26 protein-coding genes are annotated in these 23,863 nt (G+C 64.8%); 15 read left to right on the plus strand and 11 right to left on the minus strand.

Annotation, left to right across the window (positions count from 1 at the left end; translation table 11 throughout):
* The first annotated feature begins 19 nt into the window (after positions 1-19).
* The gene (locus ABJO18_RS15100) at positions 20-631 is read left to right on the plus strand and encodes an FKBP-type peptidyl-prolyl cis-trans isomerase (protein ID WP_348508803.1); all 612 of its coding nucleotides are present in this window, start codon (positions 20-22) and stop codon (positions 629-631) included.
* Positions 632-738: 107 nt separating this feature from the next.
* On the opposite strand, the gene ABJO18_RS15105 is transcribed toward ABJO18_RS15100, so the two are convergent.
* Together ABJO18_RS15105 and ABJO18_RS15110 are read right to left on the minus strand one after the other, a co-directional pair.
* The gene (locus ABJO18_RS15105; protein WP_348508804.1) at positions 739-2,298 is read right to left on the minus strand and encodes a pilus assembly protein; all 1,560 of its coding nucleotides are present in this window, start codon (positions 2,296-2,298) and stop codon (positions 739-741) included.
* 87 nt (positions 2,299-2,385) lie between these two features.
* Positions 2,386-3,912, minus strand: coding sequence for a TadE/TadG family type IV pilus assembly protein (locus ABJO18_RS15110; RefSeq protein WP_348508805.1), 1,527 nt, complete (start codon positions 3,910-3,912; stop codon positions 2,386-2,388).
* An 85-nt stretch (positions 3,913-3,997) separates the two neighbouring features.
* Here ABJO18_RS15110 and argE point away from each other — a divergent pair, with 85 nt between their 5' ends.
* Positions 3,998-5,167, plus strand: coding sequence for an acetylornithine deacetylase (gene argE, locus ABJO18_RS15115; RefSeq protein ID WP_348508806.1), 1,170 nt, complete (start codon positions 3,998-4,000; stop codon positions 5,165-5,167).
* Between the two features lie 575 nt (positions 5,168-5,742).
* Here the strand turns inward: argE and ABJO18_RS15120 are convergent.
* Positions 5,743-6,957: an NAD-dependent epimerase/dehydratase family protein gene (locus tag ABJO18_RS15120; protein WP_348508807.1), complete on the minus strand. Its 1,215-nt coding sequence runs from the start codon at positions 6,955-6,957 to the stop codon at positions 5,743-5,745.
* Positions 6,958-7,339: 382 nt separating this feature from the next.
* Between ABJO18_RS15120 and gap the strand changes: the two genes are divergently transcribed.
* The 3 genes from gap (at position 7,340) to ABJO18_RS15135 (ending at position 10,732) form a co-directional block, all read left to right on the plus strand.
* A complete protein-coding gene (gap, locus tag ABJO18_RS15125; RefSeq protein ID WP_348508808.1) occupies positions 7,340-8,353 on the plus strand; it encodes a type I glyceraldehyde-3-phosphate dehydrogenase in 1,014 nt (337 codons plus the stop codon).
* 22 nt (positions 8,354-8,375) lie between these two features.
* Positions 8,376-9,587: a phosphoglycerate kinase gene (locus tag ABJO18_RS15130; RefSeq protein ID WP_348515991.1), complete on the plus strand. Its 1,212-nt coding sequence runs from the start codon at positions 8,376-8,378 to the stop codon at positions 9,585-9,587.
* 107 nt (positions 9,588-9,694) lie between these two features.
* Entirely contained in the window at positions 9,695-10,732 is a 1,038-nt protein-coding gene (locus tag ABJO18_RS15135; RefSeq protein WP_348508810.1) for a class I fructose-bisphosphate aldolase, read from the plus strand.
* Between the two features lie 254 nt (positions 10,733-10,986).
* Here the strand turns inward: ABJO18_RS15135 and ABJO18_RS15140 are convergent, their stop codons facing one another.
* Positions 10,987-11,454: a peptidase S1 gene (locus ABJO18_RS15140; RefSeq protein WP_271186939.1), complete on the minus strand. Its 468-nt coding sequence runs from the start codon at positions 11,452-11,454 to the stop codon at positions 10,987-10,989.
* Positions 11,455-11,629: 175 nt separating this feature from the next.
* Between ABJO18_RS15140 and thiE the strand changes: the two genes are divergently transcribed.
* The 4 genes from thiE (at position 11,630) to ABJO18_RS15160 (ending at position 14,929) form a co-directional block, all read left to right on the plus strand.
* On the plus strand, positions 11,630-12,244 hold the full coding sequence (gene thiE, locus ABJO18_RS15145; protein WP_348508811.1) for a thiamine phosphate synthase: 615 nt from the start codon (positions 11,630-11,632) through the stop codon (positions 12,242-12,244).
* Between the two features lie 76 nt (positions 12,245-12,320).
* A complete protein-coding gene (locus tag ABJO18_RS15150; protein WP_348508812.1) occupies positions 12,321-13,454 on the plus strand; it encodes a hypothetical protein in 1,134 nt (377 codons plus the stop codon).
* A gap of 104 nt (positions 13,455-13,558) precedes the next feature.
* Positions 13,559-14,125, plus strand: a complete 567-nt coding sequence (efp, locus tag ABJO18_RS15155) for an elongation factor P (RefSeq protein WP_271186942.1) — start codon at positions 13,559-13,561, stop codon at positions 14,123-14,125.
* Positions 14,126-14,131: 6 nt separating this feature from the next.
* On the plus strand, positions 14,132-14,929 hold the full coding sequence (locus ABJO18_RS15160; protein WP_348508813.1) for an inositol monophosphatase family protein: 798 nt from the start codon (positions 14,132-14,134) through the stop codon (positions 14,927-14,929).
* Positions 14,930-14,980: 51 nt separating this feature from the next.
* Here ABJO18_RS15160 and ABJO18_RS15165 read toward each other — a convergent pair whose 3' ends face one another.
* Entirely contained in the window at positions 14,981-15,589 is a 609-nt protein-coding gene (locus ABJO18_RS15165) for an NAD(P)H-dependent oxidoreductase (protein WP_348508814.1), read from the minus strand.
* A gap of 231 nt (positions 15,590-15,820) precedes the next feature.
* Between ABJO18_RS15165 and ABJO18_RS15170 the strand changes: the two genes are divergently transcribed.
* The 3 genes from ABJO18_RS15170 to ABJO18_RS15180 are packed head-to-tail and all read left to right on the plus strand — an operon-like array spanning position 15,821 to position 18,222.
* Complete coding sequence (locus ABJO18_RS15170; RefSeq protein WP_348508815.1) at positions 15,821-16,813, plus strand: hypothetical protein; 993 nt, start codon at positions 15,821-15,823, stop codon at positions 16,811-16,813.
* A gap of 3 nt (positions 16,814-16,816) precedes the next feature.
* On the plus strand, positions 16,817-17,806 hold the full coding sequence (locus tag ABJO18_RS15175) for a peptidoglycan-binding protein (protein WP_348508816.1): 990 nt from the start codon (positions 16,817-16,819) through the stop codon (positions 17,804-17,806).
* An 8-nt stretch (positions 17,807-17,814) separates the two neighbouring features.
* Entirely contained in the window at positions 17,815-18,222 is a 408-nt protein-coding gene (locus ABJO18_RS15180) for a hypothetical protein (protein ID WP_348508817.1), read from the plus strand.
* Positions 18,223-18,231: 9 nt separating this feature from the next.
* On the opposite strand, the gene ABJO18_RS15185 is transcribed toward ABJO18_RS15180, so the two are convergent.
* From ABJO18_RS15185 to ABJO18_RS15195, 3 genes are all read right to left on the minus strand, one after another.
* Entirely contained in the window at positions 18,232-18,540 is a 309-nt protein-coding gene (locus tag ABJO18_RS15185) for a CcdB family protein (protein ID WP_348508818.1), read from the minus strand.
* Complete coding sequence (locus ABJO18_RS15190) at positions 18,541-18,795, minus strand: type II toxin-antitoxin system CcdA family antitoxin (protein ID WP_348508819.1); 255 nt, start codon at positions 18,793-18,795, stop codon at positions 18,541-18,543.
* Between the two features lie 74 nt (positions 18,796-18,869).
* The gene (locus ABJO18_RS15195) at positions 18,870-19,775 is read right to left on the minus strand and encodes an alpha/beta hydrolase-fold protein (protein WP_348508820.1); all 906 of its coding nucleotides are present in this window, start codon (positions 19,773-19,775) and stop codon (positions 18,870-18,872) included.
* A 204-nt stretch (positions 19,776-19,979) separates the two neighbouring features.
* Here ABJO18_RS15195 and rpmE point away from each other — a divergent pair, with 204 nt between their 5' ends.
* Entirely contained in the window at positions 19,980-20,198 is a 219-nt protein-coding gene (rpmE, locus tag ABJO18_RS15200; protein WP_348508821.1) for a 50S ribosomal protein L31, read from the plus strand.
* Between the two features lie 87 nt (positions 20,199-20,285).
* On the opposite strand, the gene ABJO18_RS15205 is transcribed toward rpmE, so the two are convergent.
* Together ABJO18_RS15205 and ABJO18_RS15210 are read right to left on the minus strand one after the other, a co-directional pair.
* Positions 20,286-20,810, minus strand: coding sequence for a DUF1465 family protein (locus ABJO18_RS15205; protein ID WP_348508822.1), 525 nt, complete (start codon positions 20,808-20,810; stop codon positions 20,286-20,288).
* Between the two features lie 77 nt (positions 20,811-20,887).
* A complete protein-coding gene (locus ABJO18_RS15210) occupies positions 20,888-21,085 on the minus strand; it encodes a DUF1192 domain-containing protein (protein ID WP_348508823.1) in 198 nt (65 codons plus the stop codon).
* Positions 21,086-21,138: 53 nt separating this feature from the next.
* On the opposite strand from ABJO18_RS15210, the gene ABJO18_RS15215 reads away from it, so the two are divergent.
* Both ABJO18_RS15215 and ABJO18_RS15220 read left to right on the plus strand, forming a co-directional pair.
* A complete protein-coding gene (locus tag ABJO18_RS15215; RefSeq protein ID WP_348508824.1) occupies positions 21,139-22,137 on the plus strand; it encodes an NAD(P)H-quinone oxidoreductase in 999 nt (332 codons plus the stop codon).
* Positions 22,138-22,291: 154 nt separating this feature from the next.
* A complete protein-coding gene (locus tag ABJO18_RS15220; RefSeq protein ID WP_348508825.1) occupies positions 22,292-22,957 on the plus strand; it encodes a cell cycle transcriptional regulator TrcR in 666 nt (221 codons plus the stop codon).
* A gap of 58 nt (positions 22,958-23,015) precedes the next feature.
* Here the strand turns inward: ABJO18_RS15220 and ABJO18_RS15225 are convergent, their stop codons facing one another.
* Positions 23,016-23,810, minus strand: coding sequence for an SDR family NAD(P)-dependent oxidoreductase (locus ABJO18_RS15225; protein ID WP_348508826.1), 795 nt, complete (start codon positions 23,808-23,810; stop codon positions 23,016-23,018).
* Positions 23,811-23,863: the final 53 nt, after the last annotated feature.

Below are 23,863 nucleotides of genomic sequence, written 5' to 3' on the forward strand. Positions count from 1 at the left end.
TGCTCGGAGGGTTTGAGAGATGAAAAAATTCAGCTGGTTGACGAGTGTCTGTGTTCTGGGACTGGTCGCTGCCTGTTCGACGCCGCCGCCGGCGACGGACGAGGAAGCCATCGCCCGGGCCCGCAGCTGCAACACGCCGGACGATACCGCCATCCTGACGATAGACGCGCCGGAAAGCCGTCCGAGCGCACAGGAGAATATCGACGCAGCGACGGCCTATCTCGACAGTGTCCGCGAGGAACGCTGCGTGTTCGAGCTCGACAATGGCCTTGTCTTCCGCATCCGTCAGTCGGCCGGTGAGGATGCCCTCTCGCCCGAACGCGGCGATCTGGTGACGGTCCATTATCGCGGCCTGTTCCCGCATGGCGAGGAGTTCGACTCCTCCTATTCGCGTGGCCAGCCGGCGACCTTCCCGTCCGACCGCCTGATCCGCGGCTGGGTCGAGGCGCTGCCGCTGATGCGGGTCGGCGAGACCTGGGAACTCTATATCCCGCCGGATCTGGGCTATGGCGTGCGCGGTACGCCGGGCGGCCCGATCGGCCCCAACCAGGCGCTGGTCTTCCAGCTCGAGCTGGTGGGTCTACCTGAAGCGGAAAACAGCGAGGCCGGTCCCGCCGACGACGCCGGCTAGACCGACTGGAGCAGGATCGTTTCCTGTGGAACCGGTTCTGCTCCTGACCCCCCGTGCGATCGCGTGGTCGAACCGGTGAACCGGTTCCCACGTCACCTGATCGCGCTTTAGCGCGACAGGCGCAGATTCGTCAGGTCGCCGGCGATCATCTCGAACGTGTCACGCAGGGCCTGGTTCGACGGCGAGTCGAAATACAGGCTGGGATGCGAGGCGCAGTCGCGCATCATGTTGCGGGTCGAGCTTGAATTGACCTGGAAGGTGATCGTGTAGACGCGGATGCCCTGGGCCTTGGCATAATCGCAGGCGGCTTCGGTTCGCTCGTCGAGCTCGTTCGACAGCACGCCGCCGCTGGATGTGCGGATGCCCAGACGGCCGTCGCGGGCATAGCCATACGCCTCGTAGTCCGACATCAGATTTGTGTTGCGGCCCGACATGACATTGTCGCCATCGGTCAGGATCACCATGGCCTTGATGACCTCGTCATTGTCGTAGCCCGTGCCCTCGGTGAAGGGTTCGCCCGGCGAGATGACGCGGATGCCCCAGCCGATACCGTTGGGAATATTGGTGTTGCCGCTGGCTTCCATGTCGCCGATGGCGTTCTCGACCGTGCGCTGGTTCGAGGTCAGCGGCGTGATCGGCGTCGTCGTGCAGGACCGGTTGGGATAGCTCGACCAGACCGACGCGTTGTCATACTTGTCGATATTCGTCATCCGGTCTTCGGCACTGCCGCCGACGCCATCATTCAGATAGCTGTTCGAATACCAGCCACTGTCCGGCTCGTCCGGTGCGAAATAGGGGACGAAAAGTGTAGCCGGATTGCCATTGCTCGGCGCTGTGTCGTCGATGTCGTACGGCAGCGCCCGCGCCTCGACACATCCGGCCCAGTCGGCATTGCGCAGCTCGTCGAAGAGGTCCCAGTGATTGACCTCGATCGTCTCGGTCTCGCAGCGCCGCCGCCAACCCCAGCCCGAACAGGTCTCGGTCTCGATCTCGCCATTGGGGCCGGCCCATTCGGCGTGCTGCGGGGACAGGGCGTCCGGATCGAGCCACCAGGCGCGCTCATACTGGGTGCCGACATTCACCGTCGCCGCGAAGGGCACGAGGCCGATCTTCACGTCGGAGGGTTCGTCGGCGGCCTCGAACAGGATTTCGGTAAGCAGCTCGGCACTGTCGCGCAGCGAGCGGATCTTCGAGCCGCCCATCGAGCCGGTATTGTCGAGCACCATGACCAGTTCCAGCCGCTGACGGGCCCGCTGGACCTCGCTCTCCCAGCCGACCGTGAGATGGTCGATCCCGGCCAGGCCGAGCATGATCGTGTTCACCGTGGCCTCGCCGGTCACGGTCACCGTGTCTGTGTCGTCGTCGATCACCACCGTGACGCTGGTCACCGTGCCGACGCGATTGTTGGGATAGTTGGCGGCGATGAAATCGTTCGCGATGCGCAGGGCATCGGCGTTGGACAGGCTGGTATTCACGCCCACGGCGAGCGCGGCGGCGTCGAGCGCCTGCGACAGGCGGGTCCGAGCAGTCATGGCCTGGTTCAGGTCGACGGCACCGCCCGCCAGCAGCGTGATCGGCATCAGCGACAGCGCGAAGATCATGGCCACATTGCCGCGCCGGTCGGCGAGGAATGCGCCCAGATTTTTCAACAGCCTGGCAAGCAGCATGACGGAATCCCGTTCGAACTCGCTAAAATGCTAGCGGTTCTGAATTAAGGGCACGTTATCCCGCAGGGTTTCCGGAGGGTTAAGCGCCTACCGGGAGAGGCGCAGATTGGTCAGGTCGCCGGCAATCATCTCGAAGGCGCTGCGCAAGGCCGCTTCCGAGGGCGAGTCAAAGTAGAGATAGGGGGTGCTGGCACAGTCGCGCATCATGTTCCGGGTCGAGGTCGAGTTGACCTGGAAGGTGATCGTGTAGACCCGGATGCCCAGCGACTTGGCGTATTCGCAGGCGGCCAGCGTGCGCGCGTCGAGCGCGTTGGACAGCGTGCCCGAGCTCGACGACACGACCCCGACCCGGCCGTCGCGCGCATAGCCATAGCCGGAATAGTCGGAATAATTCTGGTTGTACCGGCCATTGATGACGTTCTCGCCATCGGTCAGCACGACCATGGCCTTGATCGTGTCCTCTTCGTCGAAGGCCGAGCCACCGGTGAAGGGCTCGCCGGGCGAGAGCACGCGCACACCCCAGCCGATCCCGTTGGGGATGTTGGTCGTACCATTGGCGATCATGTCGCCGATCGCATCGTCGATCGTGCCGCGATGGCTCGTGAGCGGCGTGATCGGGCGGGCAGTGCAGCCCCAGCCCGGACCGGCGCCGGAGATCCAGGCATTGGTGTATTTCGACGTGTTGCGCATGCGCGCCCGCTCGTCATACCCGCCCATATCGTCGTCGAGATAATCGTTGGAATAGGAGCCGCGGTCGGATTCATCCGGTGCGAAATAGGGCACGAACAGGGTTTCCGGATCGCCGGCCGAGGGCGGGGTGTCCTCGATATCGTGCGGGATCGGCCGCGCTTCCACACAGCCCGTCCAGTCGCGATTGCGGATCGTGTCATAGATGTCCCAGCGATTGGCGGCCGGGCTGAAATTCTCCGAATGCACCGGCGACAGCCCGTCCGGATCCATCCACCAGGCGCGCTCGAACCGGGTGCCGACATTCACCGTCGAGGAGAAGGGCACCAGGCCGATCCGCAGCATGCCGGCATCGGCGCCGTCGAACAGGATATCGGTCAGCAGCAGGCCGGCCGAGCGCAGGCTGGAAATCTTCGAGCCGCCCATGGAGCCGGTATTGTCGAGCACCATGACCAGTTCCAGCTCGCTGCGCGCCCGCTGGACCTCGGTCTCCCAGCCGACCGTGAGATAGGGGATGCCGATCAGGCCGAGTACGATGGTCTCGACCTTCGACTCCGCGCTGACCCGCACCCGGTCATTCACCGTGTCCAGCGTCACCACGAGGTTCTGCACGCTGCCGATCTCGCGGTTTTGATAGTTCGCCTGCAGGAAGTCGTGGGCGAGCGCGGCGGCGTCGGTCTCGCTGATCGAGGTCTGCACGCCGACGGCCAGCGCGGCCGCATCCAGCGCCTGGGACAGGCGGGTGCGTGCATTGAGCGCCTGGTTGAGATCGACGGCACCGCCCGACAGCACGGTCAGGGGCGTCAGCACCAGCGCGAAGATCATCGCGACATTGCCGCGCGTTGCCCGCGCGAACATCATCATCCGGTTTGCCAGCTTCGCGATCATCGCCCACATGTCCCAGTCGAACCGGGCGACTGTGCCCAAGATCGCGTCCGGGGCGGACTCGCATTTGTCTTTGCCGTAAAAACCCGGCTAACACGTTGGCGACAATATAAATCGGATTGCTCTCATGGCCGCTGCCTCCTCCCGTCTCGACACTGCCATCGCCGAATTGCGCGATCTGGTCGCCTTCGACACCACTTCGCGCAATTCCAACCTGCCGCTGATCGACCATGTCGAGGCCAAGCTGGCCGCGCTGGGGGCGGTGTGCGAGCGCATTCCCAATGCCGACGGCACGAAGGCCAATCTGCATGCGCGCTTCGGTCCGGCGGTGGATGGCGGCGTGATCCTGTCCGGCCATACCGATGTCGTGCCGGTGGACGGCCAGCCCTGGTCGACCGATCCCTGGTCGCTGACCGAGAAGGACGGGCTGCTCTATGGCCGCGGCACCTGCGACATGAAGGGGTTCTCGGCCTGCATCCTCGCCCTGGCCCCGGCCTTTGCCGCGGCGGAGCTGAAAAAGCCGGTGCATATCGCGCTCTCCTATGACGAGGAGGTGGGCTGTCTGGGTGCGCCGGCCCTGATCGACCGGATCATGGAGGGCCCGGTAAAACCCGCCATCGTGGTGGTCGGCGAGCCGACCGACATGAAGGTCGTCACGGCGCACAAGGGCCTGTTCTCGCTGACCGTGAAACTGCGCGGCCGCGAAGCGCATTCCTCGCTGGTCAAGGATGGCGCCTGCGCTGTCACCCACGCCGTGCCGTTGATGCAGTATCTGGTCGACGCGGCTGAGAAGATGGAGGCTGCGGCGCCGGCCGATAGCCCGTTCAACCCGCCCTATGGCACGCTGACCATCGGCCAGATGCAGGGCGGGACCGCGCTGAACATCCTGGCGCTGGAAGCCGAATTCGCCTCGCTGATGCGCCCGGCGCCCTGGGATGATGTGAAGGCCATCGAGAAAGGCCTGCGCGAGCGCGCCGCCGCGATCGAGGCGAAGATGCGCGAGGGCGCGCCGGAGGCGAGGATCGAGATCAAGGTGCGCTCGGACGTGCCGGCCTTCGCCCCGGAAGTCGACGGCGCCGCGGAACGCCTGGCCCGCCAGCTCACCGGCGACAATTCCACCCGCGTCGTCTCCTACGGCACCGAGGCCGGCCAGTTCCAGGCCGCGGGCCTCTCCGTCGTCGTCTGCGGCCCCGGCTCGATCTCCCAGGCCCACCAGCCGGATGAGTTTGTGGCGATTGACCAGCTCGATCAGTGCTGCGTGTTCATGGAGAAGCTGGTGCGGGTGCTGGAGGGGTAAGGGGCTGGTTGATTTCTGGCCTCAAACGGCTTCAAACTCACAGACCGTCATCCTGACGAAAGTCAGGACCCAGACCTTCCGACCGACTGGGTTCCGGCTTTCGCCGGAATGACGGTGAAGTTCGGTTTGACAAGTGAGCGATCACTTGTCTCAAACGGTTTCATACCTCCCGACACCGTCATCCTGACGAAAGTCAGGACCTAGACCGGCTGCTCGACTGGGTTCCGGCTTTCGCCGGAATGACGCTCAAATTTGGTCTGTCCAACTTCTGGTCAAGGCCTGCTTTCAAGCAGTTTCCCACTCGCATACCGTCATCCTGACACCCGCTTTCGCGGGCGCGGGCTTCAGTCAGGACCCAGAACGACCGTTCGACTGGGTTCCGGCGTTCGCCGGAATGACGATAGAGGACGGGGGGAGTTAAGAGTGTGACGACCGACACGACAAAAAAGGTCGACTGGGTTCCGGCTTTCGCCGGAATGACGTTAGGGGATGGGGAGGGTTGAGAGTGTGATGGCCGGCACACGAAAAAAGGGCGCCGCATCGGGCGCCCTTTTGCATTCCGGTAAGCGGAAGCGCTACTCCGCCGCCGTCTCCGCGGCCGTCTTGACGCTTTCGGCGGCTTCCTCGCGGCCCTTGCCCCAGTAGGAGATGCAGGGGATTTTCGTCTTGTCGCAGCGCTCGGCATATTTGCGGGCGATGTCGGTGACTTCTTCCATCAGGCCGTCGGCCAGCGTGGTGGGCTTCAGGCCCATCTGCAGGAAGGTGTCGTTCTCGACGTGCAGCTCGTTCTCGTCGGCCTCATTGCGCGGGTTCGGCACCAGCTGCATCTCGGCGCCGGCGAGATCGGCGATCATCTTCGCCAGATCGCGCACGCGGTGCGTCTCGGTCATCTGGTTCATGATGCGCACTTTTTCGCCGTGCTGCGGCGGGTTTTCGACCGCCAGCTGCACACAGCGCACCGTGTCCTGGATGTGGATGAAGGCGCGGGTCTGGCCGCCCGTGCCGTGCACGGTCATCGGATAGCCCACGGCGGCCTGCATCAGGAAGCGGTTCAGCACGGTGCCGTAATCGCCGTCATAATCGAACCGGTTGATCAGGCGTTCGTCGCGCTTGGTCTCTTCGGTCTGGGTGCCCCAGACGATGCCCTGGTGAAGATCGGTGATCTTCACCTTGTCGTTCTTGTTGTAGAAATGGAAGAAGAGCTGATCCTGGGTCTTCGTCATGTGATAGATCGAACCCGGATTGGCCGGATACAGGATTTCCTGGTCCTGCAGGCCGTGCTCCGTTTCCACCTTCACCTTGAGATAGCCTTCGGGGATCTTCATCCCGGCCGTGCCATAGCCATAGACGCCCATCGTGCCGAGGTGGACGAGGTGGATGTCGCGGCCGCTATCGACGATCGCAGCCAGCACGTCATTGGTGGCGTTGAGATTATTGTCGACGGTGTAGCGCTTGTGGCGCGCCGACTTCATGGAATACGGCGCGGCGCGCTGTTCGGCGAAATGGATGATCGTATCCGGCGCTTCCGCCTCGATCAGGTCCACCAGCTCCTGGTAGTCCTTGCCGACATTCATGTTCACGAACTTGATGTCGCGGCCGGAGACTTCCTTCCAGGCCGCCAGACGTTCCGACATCGGACGGATCGGCGTCAGGCTGTCGACCTCCAGCTCGACGTCGATCATGCGCCGGGACAGATTGTCGACGATGACGACATCGTGACCGAGATTGGAGAGGTGAAGCGCCGTCGGCCATCCGCAGAAGCCGTCTCCGCCCAGAACGATTACTTTCATGTGTTGCGCGCCTGCCCTTGACGTGTTGATCAACTGTTGAAAAGGGTTCTCGCAGGGGGGCGGCAGCATTTCAAGTCCTCGCCTGCGGGAGCTGCTGCGCACCGCGGACCGGCGATGCGAGCGCCCGGCCGGGACCCAACCCTGCAAACGGTAACGTTACCACGAAAAATTATTCCGGCTTTCCGGGGGTTTGCCGAAGGGGCTTTTGTTGCTCACGCTGCATCCGGCAATTGTGATTGCTCCGCGGGCGGAATGAAAAATATCCCTTCCGGACCCATTTGCCGCACCGCATCGGTGGACGCAGGACCGAAAGGCCGCTAAATCCGCGCCAAAATCTGGCCGGGAATCTCCCTTCCGGCGTGCTGCATGGAGAATTGTGAGCATGGCTCTTCGCGTTGCGATTACCGGCTTTGGCCGTATCGGCCGCCTGGCACTGCGTGCCGTCCTGGAAGAGAAGCGCTGGGGCGAGATCGAGGTTGTGGCGATCAATGACAGCTCGACGCCGGAAACCAATGCGCACCTCCTGAAGTATGACAGCGTGCATGGCCGCTATCCCGGCGAGATCAAGGTCGGCGACGACTGGATCGATGCCGGTTTCGGCAAGATCCAGAAAGTCTCGAACCGCGATCCGGGGCAACTGCCCTGGAAGGATCTGGGCATCGATATCGTCCTGGAATGCACCGGCAAGTTCAATTCCAAGGAAGCCTCGATGGCGCACATCGAGAGCTCCGGCGCCAAGAAAGTGCTGTGCTCGGCGCCGGCCAAGAATGCCGACAAGACGATCGTCTACGGCGTGAACCACGACCAGCTGTCGGCCGACGATCTCGTCGTCTCCAACGCGTCCTGCACCACGAACGGTCTCGCACCGGTCGCCAAGGTGCTCAACGATGCCGTCGGCATCGAGCGCGGCCACATGACGACGATCCACGCCTATACCGGCGACCAGCCGACGCTGGACCGCAATCACAAGGACCTGCACCGCGCCCGTGCGGCGGCCATGTCGATGATCCCGACCACGACCGGTGCCGCCAAGGCCGTCGGTCTGGTGCTGCCGGAACTCGCCGGCAAGCTCGACGGCGCCTCGGTCCGCGTGCCGACCCCGAATGTGTCGCTGATCGACCTGGTCTTCACGCCGGGCCGCGCCACGACCGCGGAAGAGCTGGCCGAGGCCGTCAAGGCCGCAGCCGATGGCCCGATGAAGGGCGTGCTGGGCTATGACAGCATCCCGCTCGTCTCCATCGACTATAATCACGACAGCCGCTCCTCCATCGTCGCGATCGACAAGATCAATGTGGTCGACGAACGCCTCGCGCGCGTCATGACCTGGTACGACAATGAGTGGGGTTTCGCCTGCCGCATGATCGACACTGCTGTCGCCATGGGCAAATACCTCTAGATCGCGCTCGGGGCCTTTGATCATGACGCAGATCCGCCGGATCCAGGACGCGGAGGTCGCCGGCAAGCGCGTCCTCGTGCGTGTCGACTTCAACGTGCCGATGAAGGACGGGCAGGTGACCGACGCCACGCGTCTGGTCTCGGCCATCCCGACCATCGAGCATCTCACCGGTGCCGGCGCGAAAGTGATCCTGCTGGCGCATTTCGGCCGTCCCAAGGGGCAGCGCGTGGCCGAGATGTCGCTGGAGCCGGTGGCCCAGCCGCTGGCCGATCTTCTGGGCGTGGCGGTGGATTTCTGCACCGAGACCACCGGCGACGAGGCCCTGTCGGCCGTGGCCGACATGCAGCCGGGCGATGTCCTCCTCTTGGAGAACACGCGCTTCCATGCCGGCGAGGAAGCCAATGATCCGGCGTTTGCCAAGGATCTCGCCGATCTCGGCGACATCTATGTCAACGACGCCTTTTCCGCCGCCCACCGTGCGCACGCCTCGACCGAAGGTGTCGCGCGCCTGCTGCCGGCCTATGCGGGTCTCGCCATGCAGCGCGAGATCGACCATCTGGTCGCCGCGCTGGAAGCGCCGGAACGCCCGGTCATCGCCCTGGTGGGCGGGGCCAAGGTCTCGACCAAGCTGGATCTCCTGAAGAACCTGGTGAAGAAGGTCGACATCCTGTTTGTCGGCGGCGGCATGGCCAACACGCTGCTGCACGCCCAGGGTATCCGTGTCGGCGCCAGCCTGTGCGAGAAGGATCTGGTCGATACGGCCCGCGCCATTCTCGCAACGGCGGAGGAATCCGGCTGCCGCATCATGCTGCCCTCCGACGTGGTGGTGGCGAAGGAATTCAAGCCGAACCCGGAAACCCGTCTGGCCGCGGTCAATGATGTCGCCGATGACGAGATGATCCTCGATTGCGGTCCGGCCACTGTCGTGGCGCTCGCCATGGCGATGGAAGAGGCAAAGACGCTGATCTGGAACGGTCCGCTGGGCGCGTTCGAGACGCCGCCCTTCGAGACCGCGACCGTGGCGGCTGCGCAGCAGGCAGCAACGGCCGTCAAGGAACGCGGCCTCGTGGCGGTTGCCGGTGGCGGGGACACGGTGGCGGCGCTGAACCAGGCCGGTGTGTCGAATGATTTCTCCTTCATCTCCACGGCAGGCGGCGCCTTCCTGGAGTGGATGGAAGGCAAGGCCCTGCCGGGCGTGGGTGTCCTCAAGGATGAGACTGGCGTCGCGGCCTGAGCCGGTCGATGGTGGGCAAGCCGGGCCCGGCGTACTAAAAGGGCCCGAGGGTAAACGGGCGGACCGCGGCGGTCCGCCAATCGGTATTTGAAGCTGGGGTAGACGCGATGGATCTCGATCAACTCAACGAAACAGCCTGTGCCATGGTGGCGCCGGGCAAGGGCATTCTCGCGGCGGACGAGTCGACGGGCACGATCGGCAAGCGCTTTGTCTCGATCGGCCTGGACAACACGCCTGACAATCGCCGCGACTGGCGCGAAATGCTGTTCCGCACCGAAATGGCGATGAAGGAGCATGTCTCCGGCGTCATCCTGTACGACGAGACCATCCGTCAGAGCGCCAAGGACGGCACCACGCTGGTCCAGCTGATCCGCAATGCCGGCGCGATCCCGGGCATCAAGGTCGATACCGGCGCCAAGGCGCTGGCCGGCGCCGAGGGCGAAACCGTGACCGAGGGCCTGGACGGCCTGCGCGACCGCCTGGCCGACTATTACGAGCTCGGCGCCCGCTTCGCGAAATGGCGCGCCGTGATCAATATCGGCCAGAACGGCGATGACAGCGTGCCCAGCCAGTACTGCATCAATGTGAACATGCACGCCCTGGCCCGTTATGCGGCGCTGTGCCAGGAAGCCAATATCGTTCCGATCGTCGAGCCGGAAGTCATCATGGATGGCAACCACTCGATCGAGCGCTGCTATGAAGTCACCGAATTCGCGCTGAAAACCCTCTATCGCGAACTGTTCGACCAGGGCGTCGTGCTGGAAGGCACGATCCTGAAGCCGAACATGGTGATCTCCGGCACCACTGCCGACGACCGTGCGGGCATCGAGGAAGTCGCCGACATGACCGTCCAGTGCCTGGCCAATTGCGTGCCGGCCGCCGTGCCGGGCATTGCTTTCCTCTCGGGCGGGCAAAGCGACGAGGAGGCTACGGCCCATCTCAACGCCATGAATGCCAGCTATGACCTGCCCTGGCCGCTCACCTTCTCCTATGGCCGCGCCCTGCAGGCCGCACCGCTGAAGGCCTGGGCCGGCAAGGCCGAGAATGTCGCTGCAGGCCAGGCCGCCTTCAACCACCGCGCCCGCATGAACGGCCTCGCCTCGCTCGGCGAATGGGACGCGGCGATGGAGAAGGAAACGGCGTAAGCTCGAGGGACATGTACCTGCGGTACGTGCCCCGCAAGGACCTGGCTGGCGGCGTGCATTGAGGGTCACGGCGGGTCTATGTTCTTGGCAAGCCGTTCGCCGGCGGCACCCGCCCGCTCTTGCCCGAAACAGGGCCTGCCGAGGCGGAAGAAAGAGGTTCTTCCAGGGACGCGTACCTGAGGTACACGTCCCTCTTCAGACAAAAAAACGGGGCCCCGCGGGGCCCCGTTCTCGTTTCGGATATCGCCGGTGGACTAGTTGCCCAGCTCGGAGATGGTCAGCGTGGCCGAGGCCATGCCGCTGCCGGAACCATAGGTGCCGATCCAGATGTCGTACTGGCCGGACGGCGGGTTCGACCAGGACACCATCGGGTTCAGGCCGTTGCTGTCGTCATTGCAGTACCAGGAGCCGTCCGGCGCGTTGACGACGATGGTCGTGTCGGCGTTCGAACGGGCACCGATATACAGCGGCAGGCTGCCGGCATTGTAGTGCAGGCGGTAGTCCGGTGCGTTGGCGATCATGCCGCGGCAAGAGCCGCCGAGCGAGGAGCTGGCGTCGATATTGCCGCCCGCGGTGATGGAGACCGTGTACGGGTCCGGCGCGAAGCCGGCCGTCAGCGTGGTCTGGCCGAAAGTCGGGCTTTGCGACCAGTCCTGGGCGGCGGCAACGCCGGCGACCGCGGCAGCGGCAATCGTGGCAGCGAAAATGGTTTTGATGGACATGAAATCCCCCTGCGAGAAAACAATCGGGCGGTCCACGACCATCCCGTACGCGTGCTTCTCACATAATGCAGATGAAGGGAAGCTGAACGTAGGCGCGGCGACGATTTGGCCCGCGCGCAATGGCGGGCGCTGAAAACGGTTGTCGGCTGCAGGGCGAGCTGCCAGAAGAGCCGGCATGACGACCGCGCTCTACCTGATCACCCCGTCCCGTATCGACGAGACATTCGCTGCCCGCCTGGCCGAAGCGCTGGATGGCGGCGAGGTGGCGGCACTGCAGATCCGCCTGAAGGATCATTCCCGCGACGAGGTCCGCGCCCTGGCGCCGGCCCTGATCGAGGCCGCCCATGCCCGCGACGTTGCCGTAATCCTCAATGACGATCCGGAACTGGCCGCCGAACTGGGCTGCGACGGTGTCCATATCGGCCAGCAGGACGGGACCGTGAAGGCTGCCCGCGCGATCATGGGCAAGGACCGCACGGTCGGCGTGACCTGTCATGACAGCCGGCATCTGGCGATGGTCGCCGGCGAGGCGGGGGCGGACTATGTCGCCTTCGGCGCCTTCTACCCGACCTCGACCAAGGATGCCCCGACGCAGGCCGAGCCGGGCCTCCTGACCTGGTGGACCGAATTGTTCGAACTGCCATGTGTCGCGATCGGCGGGATCACAGTCGGCAATGCCGCGCCGCTGGTCGAGGCGGGGGCCGACTTCCTCGCCGTTTCCGGCGGTGTCTGGAACCATCCCGACGGACCCGCCGCTGCAGTGCAGGCGTTCAACGAAGTGTGCCGCTGAGCGGGCACCTGTGAGTGCGCCATGTGACCGCTATGTCACTTGACCGGCACCCCTGCGTCGCGCTGAAAGAGACGCCATGATCCGATCCGTCCTGACCGCCGCCTGCCTTGCCGTCCTCTCCGCCGCTCACGCGCAGGAGGACCCGGCTGCGGCATTTCCCGACGAGCTGATCCTGCTGCCCGAAGACGTGCAGCGCGAAGCGCAGGCCGGCGATTTCGATGCCGAGACCGCCGAGGTCCCCACCGGCATGACCCCCGCCCAGGAAGCCTGGTATCGCGCCCAGATGGCCTTTGTCGGCGAGGACTGGTACCTCGCCCGCCGCTATGCCGAGACGGCCGCCGTTTTCGGTATTACCGACGCTGCAGCGCTGGCAGGCCTGATGGCCCGCGACGGACGCGGCGGTGAGGCCGACATCACAGCGGCCGTGGGCTGGTTCCGCCGGGCGGCCGAGCAGGATCACCCCGTTGCGCTCTACCAGCTCGGCCTGCTGGCCCGGCTGGGCGATGACAGTCTCGACCTGGGCGAACCGCGCCGCTGGTTCGAGCGTGCTGCCCGGGCCGGTCATATCGACGCCATGGTTGCCTATGCGCTGGCGCTGAAAGCCTCGTCGGTCCCGCAGGACGGCCAGTCGGCCCGGCGCTGGGCGGAACGGGCGGCGCAGCAGGGATCGGCCGAGGGCATGTACCAGCTCGCCCAGATGCTCGATGCCGGCGAGGGCGGCGAGCGTGACGCCGAAGGCGCGCGTATCTGGTACGAGCGGGCAGCCGACGCCAATCTCGCCGAAGGCGCTTTCCAGGCCGGCATGATGTGGGCCGATGGCGAGGGCGGCGAGCAGGACGATGCCGAAGCCAGGCGCTGGTTGCGCATTGCCGCGGAAAGCAATTATCCGCCGGCCCAGGGCCAGTACGGCCTCATGCTCTATCAGGGCCGCGGCGGCGAGGCCGATGCCGAGCTCGCGGCGCACTGGTTCGGCCAGGGCGCGCGCGGCGGCGATGCGGAAAGCCAGTTCCTCTACGCCTTCGTGCTGGCCCAGGGCGATGGTGTCGAGCAGGATCTCGAGGCGGCCTATCGCTGGGTCGTCGCGGCCGGCGCCGATGCGCTGGGCGCACCGGTCCACAATCGCGACCGTGACCGTTTGCAGGCTGCACTCGAACGTGCGCTGCCGCTGGAAGTCCAGGCGCGTGTCCGCGAGGCTGGCGCGGGCGACTGAGCCGATTGCGGCACCGCGCTTGCCGTTCCCTGTCCTCGCTGATAGGAGAGCGCCACCTCGCGGCCATCCGGCCGCTGTTCCGCTTATTGCCCCAAGGTGACGGCATGAAGATCAACGGCAATGAAATCCGGCCCGGCAACGTCCTGATGCACCAGGACACGCTGTGGGTTGCGGTGAAGACCGACCACGTGAAACCGGGCAAGGGCGGCGCTTTCGCCCAGGTCGAGCTGAAGAACCTGCTCGATGGCCGCAAGCTGAACGAACGCTTCCGCGCCGCCGACAAGGTCGAGCGCGTGCGTCTGGAGCAGAAGGATCACACCTTCCTGTTCGATACCGGCGACATGCTGACCTTCATGGACTCCGAGAGCTATGAGCAGATCGAGCTGCAGAAGGATTTCGTCGGCGAGGACCGCGCGGCCTACCTGCAGGAAGGCATGACCGTCGTTGTGGAATTCCACGAAGATCGTCCGATCGGCATTTCCCTGCCCCAGCACGTGACGCTGGAAGTGGCCGAAACCGAGCCGGTCGTGAAGGGCCAGACGGCCGCCAACTCCTACAAGCCCGCCATCCTGTCCAACGGTGTGCGGTCTTCCGTGCCGCCCTTCGTCGGTATCGGCGAGAAGATCATCGTGGCCACCGAGGACGGTTCCTACGTCCGCCGCGCGGACTGATCCGGCATGGGTGCCCTCTCTCCTCTCCTGACCGTGATGACCGAAGTTGCCGCCCGCGCCGGGCGTTCGCTGAATCGCGATTTCCGTGATGTCGAGCACCTGCAGGTGTCCCGCAAGGGTCCGGCCGACTTCGTCTCGATCGCGGACAAGAAGGCCGAGGACATCATCTATGACCGCCTGACCCAGGCCCGCCCGGGTTACGGCTTCCTGATGGAAGAGCGCGGCGTGGTCGAGGGCACCGACCGCTCCCACCGCTGGATCGTCGATCCGCTGGACGGGACGCTGAACTTCCTGCACGGCATGCCGCACTTTGCCGTCTCCATCGCGCTGGAGCGCGAGGGCGAGCTGGTCGCCGGCGTGATCTACAATCCGGCCACGGACGAGATGTTCCACGCCGAGAAGGGCCGCGGCGCCTGGCTGTCGGACCGCCGTCTGCGCGTGGCCAGTCGCAAGCATTTCGACGAGGCCGTGATCGCCACCGGCATGCCCTTCATGGGCAAGACCGGCCATGCCCGCTTCCTCAAGGAACTGCACCAGATCATGCCCCACACGGCGGGTATCCGCCGCATGGGATCTGCGGCTCTCGACCTCGCCTGGGTCGCGGCCGGCCGCTATGACGGTTTCTGGGAGCGCAATCTGAAATCCTGGGATATCGCGGCCGGTATCGTACTGGTGAAAGAGGCCGGCGGCTTCGTGGCCGAAGCCGATGGCGGCGAGGACATCCTGCGCACCGGCAATATCGCGGCCGGAAACGAGGACATGCTCGCCGAACTCACCGCACGCCTGAAGAAAGCGTCGGTCTAGGGCAGGATCGCTTCCTGCGGAACCGGTTCTGCTCCTTCACCTGATCACGCTTCAGGCCGCCAGCGTCTCGATCCGGGCGTGCGCGGCTTCGAGCTTTTCGGCTTCCGCAAACATCAGCTGTCCGGCATCGATGATCTCGACATCGGTGATGCCGATGAAATTCAGCACATGCTTCATGTAGTCCGTGGCGAAGTCGGTCTCGCTGCCGGCTGCAACGCCGCCGGAGACATAGACCAGGATGGCGCGCTTGCCGGTCAGCAAGCCTTCCGGGCCGGCTTCGGTATAGCGGAAGGTTTCCCGGGCCCGGGCGACCAGATCGATCCAGGCCTTCAGTGAGGCCGGAATGGTGAAATTATAGATCGGCACCGTGATCACGATCGTGTCGGCGGCGCGCAATTCCGAGACCAGCCGGTCGGAGAAGGCCAGGGCGGCCTTCTGGTCGTCGCTGCGCTGGGCGGGATCGGTGAAGTTCGCGCCGATCCAGGCCTCATCGACGAGGCGCATCGACCCGTCTGCAAGATCGCGCACCGTGACACGGGTGTCCGGGCGCCGTGTGGTGAGGCGATCGATCACACGATCGGCGAGGACGCGGCTGTGCGAGCCCTCCCGGCGCATGCTGGCATCGACGCGGAGGATGTGGCGGGGCGAGGTATCGGTCATCGGAAGACTCCATCGGCTTGTCAGGTCCGGCGGCGGGTCTGCCGCGCGATGGCAGACAGTTATGTTCTCTCCCTTGCGGATTTAATTCGCCTTTTGGAATTCCATTAATTCCGATCTGGAATAAGGTGCTGCAGGACGCCCGCGCACCCGGCGGCAGGCAGGCTTTGACCTCGCCTCCAAAATGTCCCAATCCGGGGTAAGGAAGGGCTGGAGCTGACACGAGGGGAAGGCATGCCTGTTCTCGACCGGAACGATCGCACGCATTCCGCACCGGCGGTGCGCTTTACCGGACCTTGGCGGTATATCGTCTGGATGGCGCTGTTCACGGCGGCGGTGGCGGCCATCGCGCTGTTCCTGATCGAGCCGCTGGGAGCGGCGTTCCGGGCCAATCCGGCGATCAATGGGCTGATCCTGGCCGTCCTCGTCATCGGCGTTCTCTACACCTATGCCCAGGCACTGGGGATCGGACCGGCGGCTCGCTGGCTCGTGCGTTTCCGCTCCTCGGAAGACCCGTCCAGCCTGCCGCGCCCGCCCGCACTCATCGCGCCGATGGCCTCGATGATCGGTCAGGCCGACGGCCGGGTCTCGCTGTCTGCCGGCTCGGTGCGGACCGTGCTCGACTCGGTCGGGGCCCGCATGTCGGAAGCCGGCGCCTTCACCCGCTATTTCGGCCGCCTGCTGATCTTTCTCGGCTTGTTGGGCACATTCTGGGGCCTGTTGCAGGTCGTTTCCGATGTCGGCGAGGCCGTGCGGGCGGTGACGGAAAGCGCGACAGGTGCGGAAGCCGACGTGCTGCGCCTGATGTCGGCCATCGAGGACCCGATCCAGGGCATGGGCACGGCGTTCGCCTCATCCCTGTTCGGCCTGGCCGGCTCGCTGGTCATCGGTTTTCTCGATCTTCAGGCCAGCCGCGCCCAGAACCGTTTCTACAACGAGATCGAGGAATGGCTGTCCTCGATCTCGCGCCTGGCGGCTGCCGGTCCGGCATCGGCGGGCGATGGCGAGGTTTCCTCGGCCTATGTTGGCGCCCTTCTGGAGCAGACGGCGGAAACCCTCGACCGGCTCGCGCACACGCTGGAGCGCCATACCCGCCAGCTCGACACCACGCTGCAGCGCTTTGCCGAAGACAGCCGGGCGTCGAACGAGGAGGGCGTGCGGGCCCTGCGCGACGAGCTGCGGGTGTTCATCCGTGCCCTGCAATCGCGGGAGCGGGGAGGGGAATAAGCCATGGCTTCGCCCCGGTTTGCGCGTTTCCAGGAAGCCGACAACGGCGACCACTGGCCCGGCTTCGTCGATGCGCTGGCGACATTGCTGCTGGTCATCGTCTTCCTGTTGTCGATCTTCGTCGCCGGCCAGTTCGCGCTGTCGCGCGCGCTGACCAGCCGTGACGACCAGCTGGCCGATCTCAATGCCCGCCTGTCCCAACTCGCCGACGAGCTCAATCTGGCCCGCGACGAGAATGCGGCGCTGGAAGTGCGCATCAGCGGGCTGCGCGAAGAGCGCGATGCGCTGGAAGACGCGCTGACCCTTGCGACGGGCCGGGTGGAAAGCCTGCAGTCCGATCTCGCGGCGGAAGAGGAAATGTCGGAGGAGAGCCGCCGTGCGCTCGCCTTGCTGAACCAGCAGATGCAGGTTCTGCGCGACCAGATCGCCTCGCTCAATGCTGCCCTGGAGGCCTCGGAACAACGTGCCGAGGAGGCCGAGGCCCAGGTGATCAATCTGGGTGAGCGTCTCAACGCCGCCCTTGCCGAACGCGCGGCCGAACTGGCGGTCTACCGCTCCGACTTCTTCGGCCGGCTGCGCGAGATTCTCGGCAACCGCACCGGCGTTCGCATCGTCGGCGACCGTTTCGTCTTCGAGACCGATGTCCTCTTCCCGTCCGGCTCGGCGGCGCTGTCGAGTGAGGGGCGCGAAAGCCTGCGGCCCATCGCCGATGCCATTATCCAGCTGACCGACGAGATCCCGGGCGATATCGACTGGGTGATCCGCATTGACGGGCATACCGATCCGGTGCCGATCCGCACGACTTATCCGTCGAACTGGCATCTCTCGGCCGCGCGTGCGATCTCGGTCGTACAATGGTTCGAGGATCTCGGCGTGCCGTCCGAGCGCCTGGTCGCCGCCGGCTTCGGCGAGAACCATCCGATCGCGGAAGGCCGGTCGGCCGAGGCCAATGCCCGCAACCGCCGCATCGAGCTGAAGCTGACCTCGCGTTAGGAGCAGATATGATCTCTGGGATGGTTTTGGCGCTGGCGTTCGGTCAACTCGTCGAACCGGCTGAACCTGCGGCGATCAGCGAGGAACGTGTTGAGGACGTTCGCGAGGCGTTTCGAGCACGTGCGCTGATAGCGGCGAATGAGAATCATACGGGTTCGATTGCTCATGGTGCCTTTGCGAACGACCCCCAACGTTGCATTGAGATCTTCTCGGAACGCTTCGAGCGAGTTTGGATAGAGAACTACGTTGTCGAAACCCGGTATTCTGGGGCGTCGGTTGCCTACATTTTCCACTCTGTGAGTCTGACCGACGAATTTTTCGATCAGGCTGAAAGAACGGCTCCGGCCTCCCAGCCCTTTCTGTGTCAGCGTATCGCTGAATGGGGCGACTTGCTTGCCGTCGAGCCGATGGAATGAACTCTCCGCTCAATAGCCCTGAAACAGGAAGTCCATCGCAGCGGTGATCGTGTCGCGGTGTTCGGTTTCGATATTCGTGATCGGGCGTCCCAGAAGACGGTTCGGCACCATGGCGATATCGGTCGTCACGAGCAGGTAGTCCTGACCTTCGATACCGAGCACGGGCATCAGCTTGTACACGGCTTCTCCCGTTGACGGGTCGAACGCGCGAAGCGGGATGACGACACGACTGTCGAGATCGCTCAGGACATCCGATTGCACATCCACGGCCAGCCGGGCCGGCAGACCGGTCGGGCGGTAGACATCGAAGCGCGCCACCTAGTCGTCCCTGGGCTCGGCCCACCATGGTGTGCCCAGCAAGGGGCCTTCCCGCTCGATACGGCGATTGTGCGCCTCGATCGCCTCGCGGTTTTCCTCGCGCCAGCGGCGGCCCTTCTCCTCGCGAACCGCCGCCTCGATGCCGGCCTCCGCCGCGCGAGAGGTGTTCAGACCCAGCGCGCGTGCTTCCGCCATGATGTCTTCGCGCACGGTCAGATTGACGCGTTTGCGGGGGGCAGGCTGCTCATACTTCATCGCGCATTGCTCTCGTTGATCCGAAGAACATACGCACGATGAATGTGTATATCAATGCGGATGCGGCCCGGTCGCTACTCGTTCCCGTCATCGGGCTGGCCGCCCTCGATCAGATACCAGGGCGTAGCGCCATAATCGTAGGGCGGGTAAGGATAGAGCCAGCGCAGGGCATCGAGCGCGGCGCCGTGATAGATGGTCGAGTGGGTCTCGGTTTCGCGGCGGTCGACATAGCGGTATTCCGGCGCGCCTTCGACAGCGTCGAGGGCCGCAAGCAGCGTATCGAGTCCGGCCTGCATCGTGCCGCCCTCATCGCCCATCGTCAGGTAGACGCGCGTATCCGAATGGTCGGCGGCGGCCAGACGTTCGGCGGCCCGTCCGGCGACGGCCTGATCGTCCCACCACAGGCTGGGAGAGACCGAGATATAGTCGTCGAACAGATCCGGCTGTTCGAGCAGGGTGTCGACGATGAACAGCCCTGCCAGGCTTTCCCCGATCACGGCCCGGCGCTCGCCGACGCGATAGGTCGCCTCGATGAAGGGGATGACGTCCTGCGCGATATAGGCCCGGAAGGCTTCGGCTCCGCCGGACGTGTCGAACTGGTCGCGGTAGCGCGCGTCCGCGGGCGCGGGTGTCAGCTCGTGGATGCGCTCGGTGGTCTCGATGCCGACCACGATCAGCGGCTCATACTGCCAGGAGATCACGCCGAGCTGGGCGAGGCCGGCGATATGGGGGAAGTCCTGCTCCACCCCGCCATCGATCAGATAGAGCACGGTGTAGGGCGTTTCCGCGGTGTCGTGCTGCGGCGGCAGCCAGACATTCACCGTCCGTGTCTCGCCGAGGACGGAAGAGCGTATCTCGTGGGATGTGCCGAAATGGATGGGCGTTGCGCTGTTGCTGTCGCTGCCGGCGGTGGTGTCCTGAGCCAGGCTGGGTGCCGTTGCGGCAACCAGCAGGGCGAGGCCGCAGATCAGATTTTTCAAGCTCTTCTCCCCTCTTGACGATGTGGCGGGAGGATCACGTCTATCGGCTGGTCAGGCAAGCCCGGAGACCTTGTCCCTGCAACACATGGCGGTGGTTGCTCTGGCGCTGGCCTTCCTGTATAGACCCGCGCTCCTGAGTTTATATGAGCTGCGTGCCCGGCAACGTAATCGGGTGGCGCGGCGGATCAAGAGAAAGCCGGACCGATGAAAAAGGATATCCATCCCGAGTACCACGTCATCACCGTGAAGATGACGGACGGTACCGAGTTCCAGACGAAGTCGACCTGGGGCAAGGAAGGCGACGTGCTCACCCTGGACATCGATCCGACGTCCCACCCGGCCTGGACCGGCGGCAATCAGCAGCTGATGGACCGTGGCGGCCGTGTTTCGCGCTTCAAGGACAAGTTCAAGGGCTTCGTGTAAGCCGTCCTTCCAAGACGCCAAGAGAAAAGGCGCGCTCCGCAAAGGAGCGCGCCTTTTTCTTTGCCTGATGGCGTGGGTGGACGGGCGTCAGCGCTCGCCGAAGGCCCCGCGCAGCATGGCGATCTGGTCGGCAACCGGATTGGTGTCCATTTCCAGCGGCCCGTCGACATAGAGATTGTCGTCGATGCGCTTGAGGCGGTCATAGAGCGAGCGCGAGCGGCGCACGAGATCCATCAGCACCGTCGGAGGCGTTTCGCCCTCCGGCCAGAGCCCGTCGGTCGGACGGTCGCGGGACAGGCGGTATTTGCCGTCCGTGGCGTCGTGGGCCGACATCTCGCCCTCGGACACGGCGCGCTGGGCCAGCAGCCAGGAGGCGGCCTGCATCAGGCGCGTGGTCAGCTTCATGCTCTCGGTGGCGTAGGACAGGGCGCCGGCGCGGTCGAGCGACTTGGAGTCGTCGCGCCCCGGCCCGTCCAGATAGGCTGCCGTCTCCTCGACCAGGTCCATGCCCTCCCGGAAGAGTTTCTGGAACATCTCCGAATTGGCGAAGTCCTGGGCCCGGGCTGCCGGCGCGCCGCCGGCGGGAAAGAGGTTCGGCGTATTGTCAGTCATCACGTGTCCAGTTTCGGTCCGCAAACATCTGGTCCGATTCGTAGCAAGGCTCGGGCCAATCTGCCCGAAACTCTTGATCAAAACTTAAACACGGCGTCCGCAGCGCTGCGACCGGCCTGTTTCTTGTCGGTCATGGTGTCGATGCGGCGCAATTCGGCCTCGAGCAGGTCGCGGCGCTCGGCAAGATCTTCCAGCGAGAGAGCGCTGAGATCCTCGCCGGGGATGATGGCATTCTTCGCCCGGGCGCTTGCAGGCATATCGTCATCGTGAAACATGGGGGCCTCCACACTGCGATGACACAACATAGCGCGAAGCCGGAAAAAGTCCCATGACCCAGCCCACGCCGTCCGCTGAAACCACCCGTATCGTGATCGCCCGCGAGCCCGGCGGGCCGGATGTGCTGGACGTGGTGACGCGCCCTGTGACGCCGCCAGGACCCGGTCAGGTGCTGATCCGGAATACCGCCTGTGGCGTCAACCGGCCGGACCAGATCGAGCGCCTCGGCTTCTATCCCGCACCGGCCGGCGCGCCTGAAGGGCTGGGCCTGGAAGTCTCCGGTCATGTCGCAGCGCTCGGTCCCGGCGTTGACGGGCTTGCCGTGGGCGATCCGGTCTGTGCGCTGGTCGCGGGGGGCGGCTATTCCGACTATGTCACCGCGCCGGCCGGCTCGGTCCTGCCGGCACCGGCGGGGATCGATCTCGCCGACGCTGCGGGACTGCCCGAGACCGTGCTGACCGTGTGGACGAATGTGTTCGAGATCGGGGCATTGTCGCCGGACGAGACACTGTTGGTTCATGGCGGGACGAGCGGGATCGGCACGACGGCCATCCAGATGGCCAAGGCCCATGGCGCGCGCGTGATCGCAACAGCCGGCACGGCAGAGAAGGTGGCGCTGTGTGAGCGCCTGGGCGCCGATACCGCGATCAACTATCGCGAGGCCGACTTCGAGACCGTTGTGAAGGATGCCGGCGGGGCCGACGTCATTCTCGACATGGTGGGCGGCGATTATGTCCAGAAGAACATCAATTGCGCCAATGCCGGTGCCCGCATTGTCTCGATCGCCTTCCTGAAAGGCAGCCGGGTCGAGGTCGATCTGATGCGGGTCATGCTGAAGCGGATCGTGCTGACGGGCTCGACCCTGCGGGCCCGGCCCGACGCCGAGAAGGCGCGGCTGGCGCGTGCGGTGCGCGAGACTGTGTGGCCGTGGATTGCGGCCGGCCGCCTGGCGCCGGTGATCGACAGCCGCTTCGCGCTGGACGATGTGCGGTCGGCCCATGCGCGTCTGGATGGCGGCGAACATTCGGGGAAGATCCTGCTGATCTGCTGATAAATGGCCGGGGCCACCGCTTTGCAGCGGCGTCCGATTGCGGTATAAATCCCCTAAATCGCTTCGTGTACGGGCTATCCTGAACCGGAGCGTCGGAGCCCAAGCCCGGCCGCCGTGTCGGGCTTTTTTTGTTTCTCCCAGGGAGATTGAATCCATGACCGAGATCCTGATGCCGAAAGCCACGGCGGTCTGGCTCGTCGACAATACCTCGCTCACCTTCGAGCAGATTGCCGGCTTCTGCGGCCTGCACCCGCTGGAAGTCAAAGGCATTGCCGATGGCGACGTGGCCGTGGGCGTGCGCGGCGCCGACCCGATCTCCAACGGGCAGCTGACCCGGGAAGAAATCGAGAAGGCCGAAAACAACAGCGATTACCGCATGACGGTGGTGAAGCCGAAATACGCCGACCTGCACACGCCGGCCAAGCGCCGCGGTCCGCGCTATACGCCGCTGTCGCGCCGCCAGAACCGTCCGGACGCGATCGCCTGGCTGGTACGCAACCACCCGGAACTGTCCGACGCCCAGATTTCCAAGCTGATCGGTACGACCAAGACGACGATCCAGGCGGTGCGCGAGCGCACGCACTGGAATTCGGCCAATATCAAGCCGACCGATCCGGTCTCGCTGGGCCTGTGCACCCAGATCGATCTCGACGATCAGGTGAAGAAGGCCTCGGCCCGCCGCCGCAAGCTGGAAGAAGAAAATCCGGAAATGCTCAGCGATACGCTCAAGGCTCAGGAAGAGCTGGAAAAGCCGAGCGACGAGTTCAATCCGGACGATGTCGATCTGGAAACCCTGTTCGGCGGTTCCAAGCAGGACTGATCATTATCGTCAGGACGACAGGAAAAAGGCCGGTCCCGTCGGGGCCGGCCTTGCTGTATCAGCTCACCGTGTAGTTCAGGGCCAGGCGGCCGCCATCGACATAGAGCGTGGTGCCGGTGACATAGCTGGCATCGCGCGAGGCCAGGAAGGACGCGACCGAGGCGACTTCGTCGGGATCGCCGATCCGCTGCAGCGGCGTGCGCGACATGATCTTCGCCATGGCTTCGGGATTGTCGTTCACGGATTTGAGCACATCGGTATTGATGCTGCCCGGGCCGATCGCGTTGACGCGGATACCGTGTTTCGCGAGCGCCAGCGCCATGGATTTGGTCAGCTGATCGATCGCGCCCTTGGTGACGCAATAGGCCAGCTGGTCGGGAATGGCCACGACGCCGTTGACCGATGACATGTTGATGATGGCATAGCGGCGGCGGGCATCCTCGACGCGTTCGCCGCCCTCCTCGATCTGGTCGACCATCTGGCGGGCCGCTTCGCGCGCGACCAGGAAGGCGCCTCTCAGGTTGACGCCCAGAACCCGGTCGAAATCGCCATCCGACAGGTCGAGAATATCACCCTTGGCGACGATGCCGGCATTGTTCACCAGCACGTCGAGCCGGTCGAAGGTCGCCCGCGTCTCGGACAGGAGATTGTTGACCGAGAGCCGGTCCGACACATCGCAGGAGACGAACAGGGCCTTGCCCTTCTCGGCACCCAGCTCGTCGGCCAGGGCTTCGCCGGCCTGCTGGTCGATGTCGGCGATGACGACCTGGCAGCCATCCTCGCTCAGCCGGCGCGCACAGGCCTTGCCGATGCCGTTGGCTCCACCGGTTACGATGGCGACGCGGTCACCCATGATGTGATCCTCTTGTTCCAAACGGGCGTGTTCTGCCCAGACGGGATCGCTGA

Origin of the sequence: Maricaulis sp. (assembly GCF_039978735.1) — a bacterium.
Lineage (GTDB): Bacteria > Pseudomonadota > Alphaproteobacteria > Caulobacterales > Maricaulaceae > Maricaulis.

Coding starts and splice junctions, on each gene's coding strand:
- ABJO18_RS15100 (WP_348508803.1), top strand. CDS start 20: ATGAAAAAATTCAGCTGGTTGACGAGTGTCTGTGTTCTGGGACTGGTC.
- ABJO18_RS15105 (WP_348508804.1), bottom strand. CDS start 2,298: ATGCTGCTTGCCAGGCTGTTGAAAAATCTGGGCGCATTCCTCGCCGAC.
- argE (WP_348508806.1), top strand. CDS start 3,998: ATGGCCGCTGCCTCCTCCCGTCTCGACACTGCCATCGCCGAATTGCGC.
- ABJO18_RS15120 (WP_348508807.1), bottom strand. CDS start 6,957: ATGAAAGTAATCGTTCTGGGCGGAGACGGCTTCTGCGGATGGCCGACG.
- gap (WP_348508808.1), top strand. CDS start 7,340: ATGGCTCTTCGCGTTGCGATTACCGGCTTTGGCCGTATCGGCCGCCTG.
- ABJO18_RS15130 (WP_348515991.1), top strand. CDS start 8,376: ATGACGCAGATCCGCCGGATCCAGGACGCGGAGGTCGCCGGCAAGCGC.
- ABJO18_RS15135 (WP_348508810.1), top strand. CDS start 9,695: ATGGATCTCGATCAACTCAACGAAACAGCCTGTGCCATGGTGGCGCCG.
- ABJO18_RS15140 (WP_271186939.1), bottom strand. CDS start 11,454: ATGTCCATCAAAACCATTTTCGCTGCCACGATTGCCGCTGCCGCGGTC.
- thiE (WP_348508811.1), top strand. CDS start 11,630: ATGACGACCGCGCTCTACCTGATCACCCCGTCCCGTATCGACGAGACA.
- ABJO18_RS15150 (WP_348508812.1), top strand. CDS start 12,321: ATGATCCGATCCGTCCTGACCGCCGCCTGCCTTGCCGTCCTCTCCGCC.
- efp (WP_271186942.1), top strand. CDS start 13,559: ATGAAGATCAACGGCAATGAAATCCGGCCCGGCAACGTCCTGATGCAC.
- ABJO18_RS15160 (WP_348508813.1), top strand. CDS start 14,132: ATGGGTGCCCTCTCTCCTCTCCTGACCGTGATGACCGAAGTTGCCGCC.
- ABJO18_RS15165 (WP_348508814.1), bottom strand. CDS start 15,589: ATGACCGATACCTCGCCCCGCCACATCCTCCGCGTCGATGCCAGCATG.
- ABJO18_RS15170 (WP_348508815.1), top strand. CDS start 15,821: ATGCCTGTTCTCGACCGGAACGATCGCACGCATTCCGCACCGGCGGTG.
- ABJO18_RS15175 (WP_348508816.1), top strand. CDS start 16,817: ATGGCTTCGCCCCGGTTTGCGCGTTTCCAGGAAGCCGACAACGGCGAC.
- ABJO18_RS15180 (WP_348508817.1), top strand. CDS start 17,815: ATGATCTCTGGGATGGTTTTGGCGCTGGCGTTCGGTCAACTCGTCGAA.
- ABJO18_RS15190 (WP_348508819.1), bottom strand. CDS start 18,795: ATGAAGTATGAGCAGCCTGCCCCCCGCAAACGCGTCAATCTGACCGTG.
- rpmE (WP_348508821.1), top strand. CDS start 19,980: ATGAAAAAGGATATCCATCCCGAGTACCACGTCATCACCGTGAAGATG.
- ABJO18_RS15205 (WP_348508822.1), bottom strand. CDS start 20,810: ATGACTGACAATACGCCGAACCTCTTTCCCGCCGGCGGCGCGCCGGCA.
- ABJO18_RS15210 (WP_348508823.1), bottom strand. CDS start 21,085: ATGTTTCACGATGACGATATGCCTGCAAGCGCCCGGGCGAAGAATGCC.
- ABJO18_RS15215 (WP_348508824.1), top strand. CDS start 21,139: ATGACCCAGCCCACGCCGTCCGCTGAAACCACCCGTATCGTGATCGCC.
- ABJO18_RS15220 (WP_348508825.1), top strand. CDS start 22,292: ATGACCGAGATCCTGATGCCGAAAGCCACGGCGGTCTGGCTCGTCGAC.
- ABJO18_RS15225 (WP_348508826.1), bottom strand. CDS start 23,810: ATGGGTGACCGCGTCGCCATCGTAACCGGTGGAGCCAACGGCATCGGC.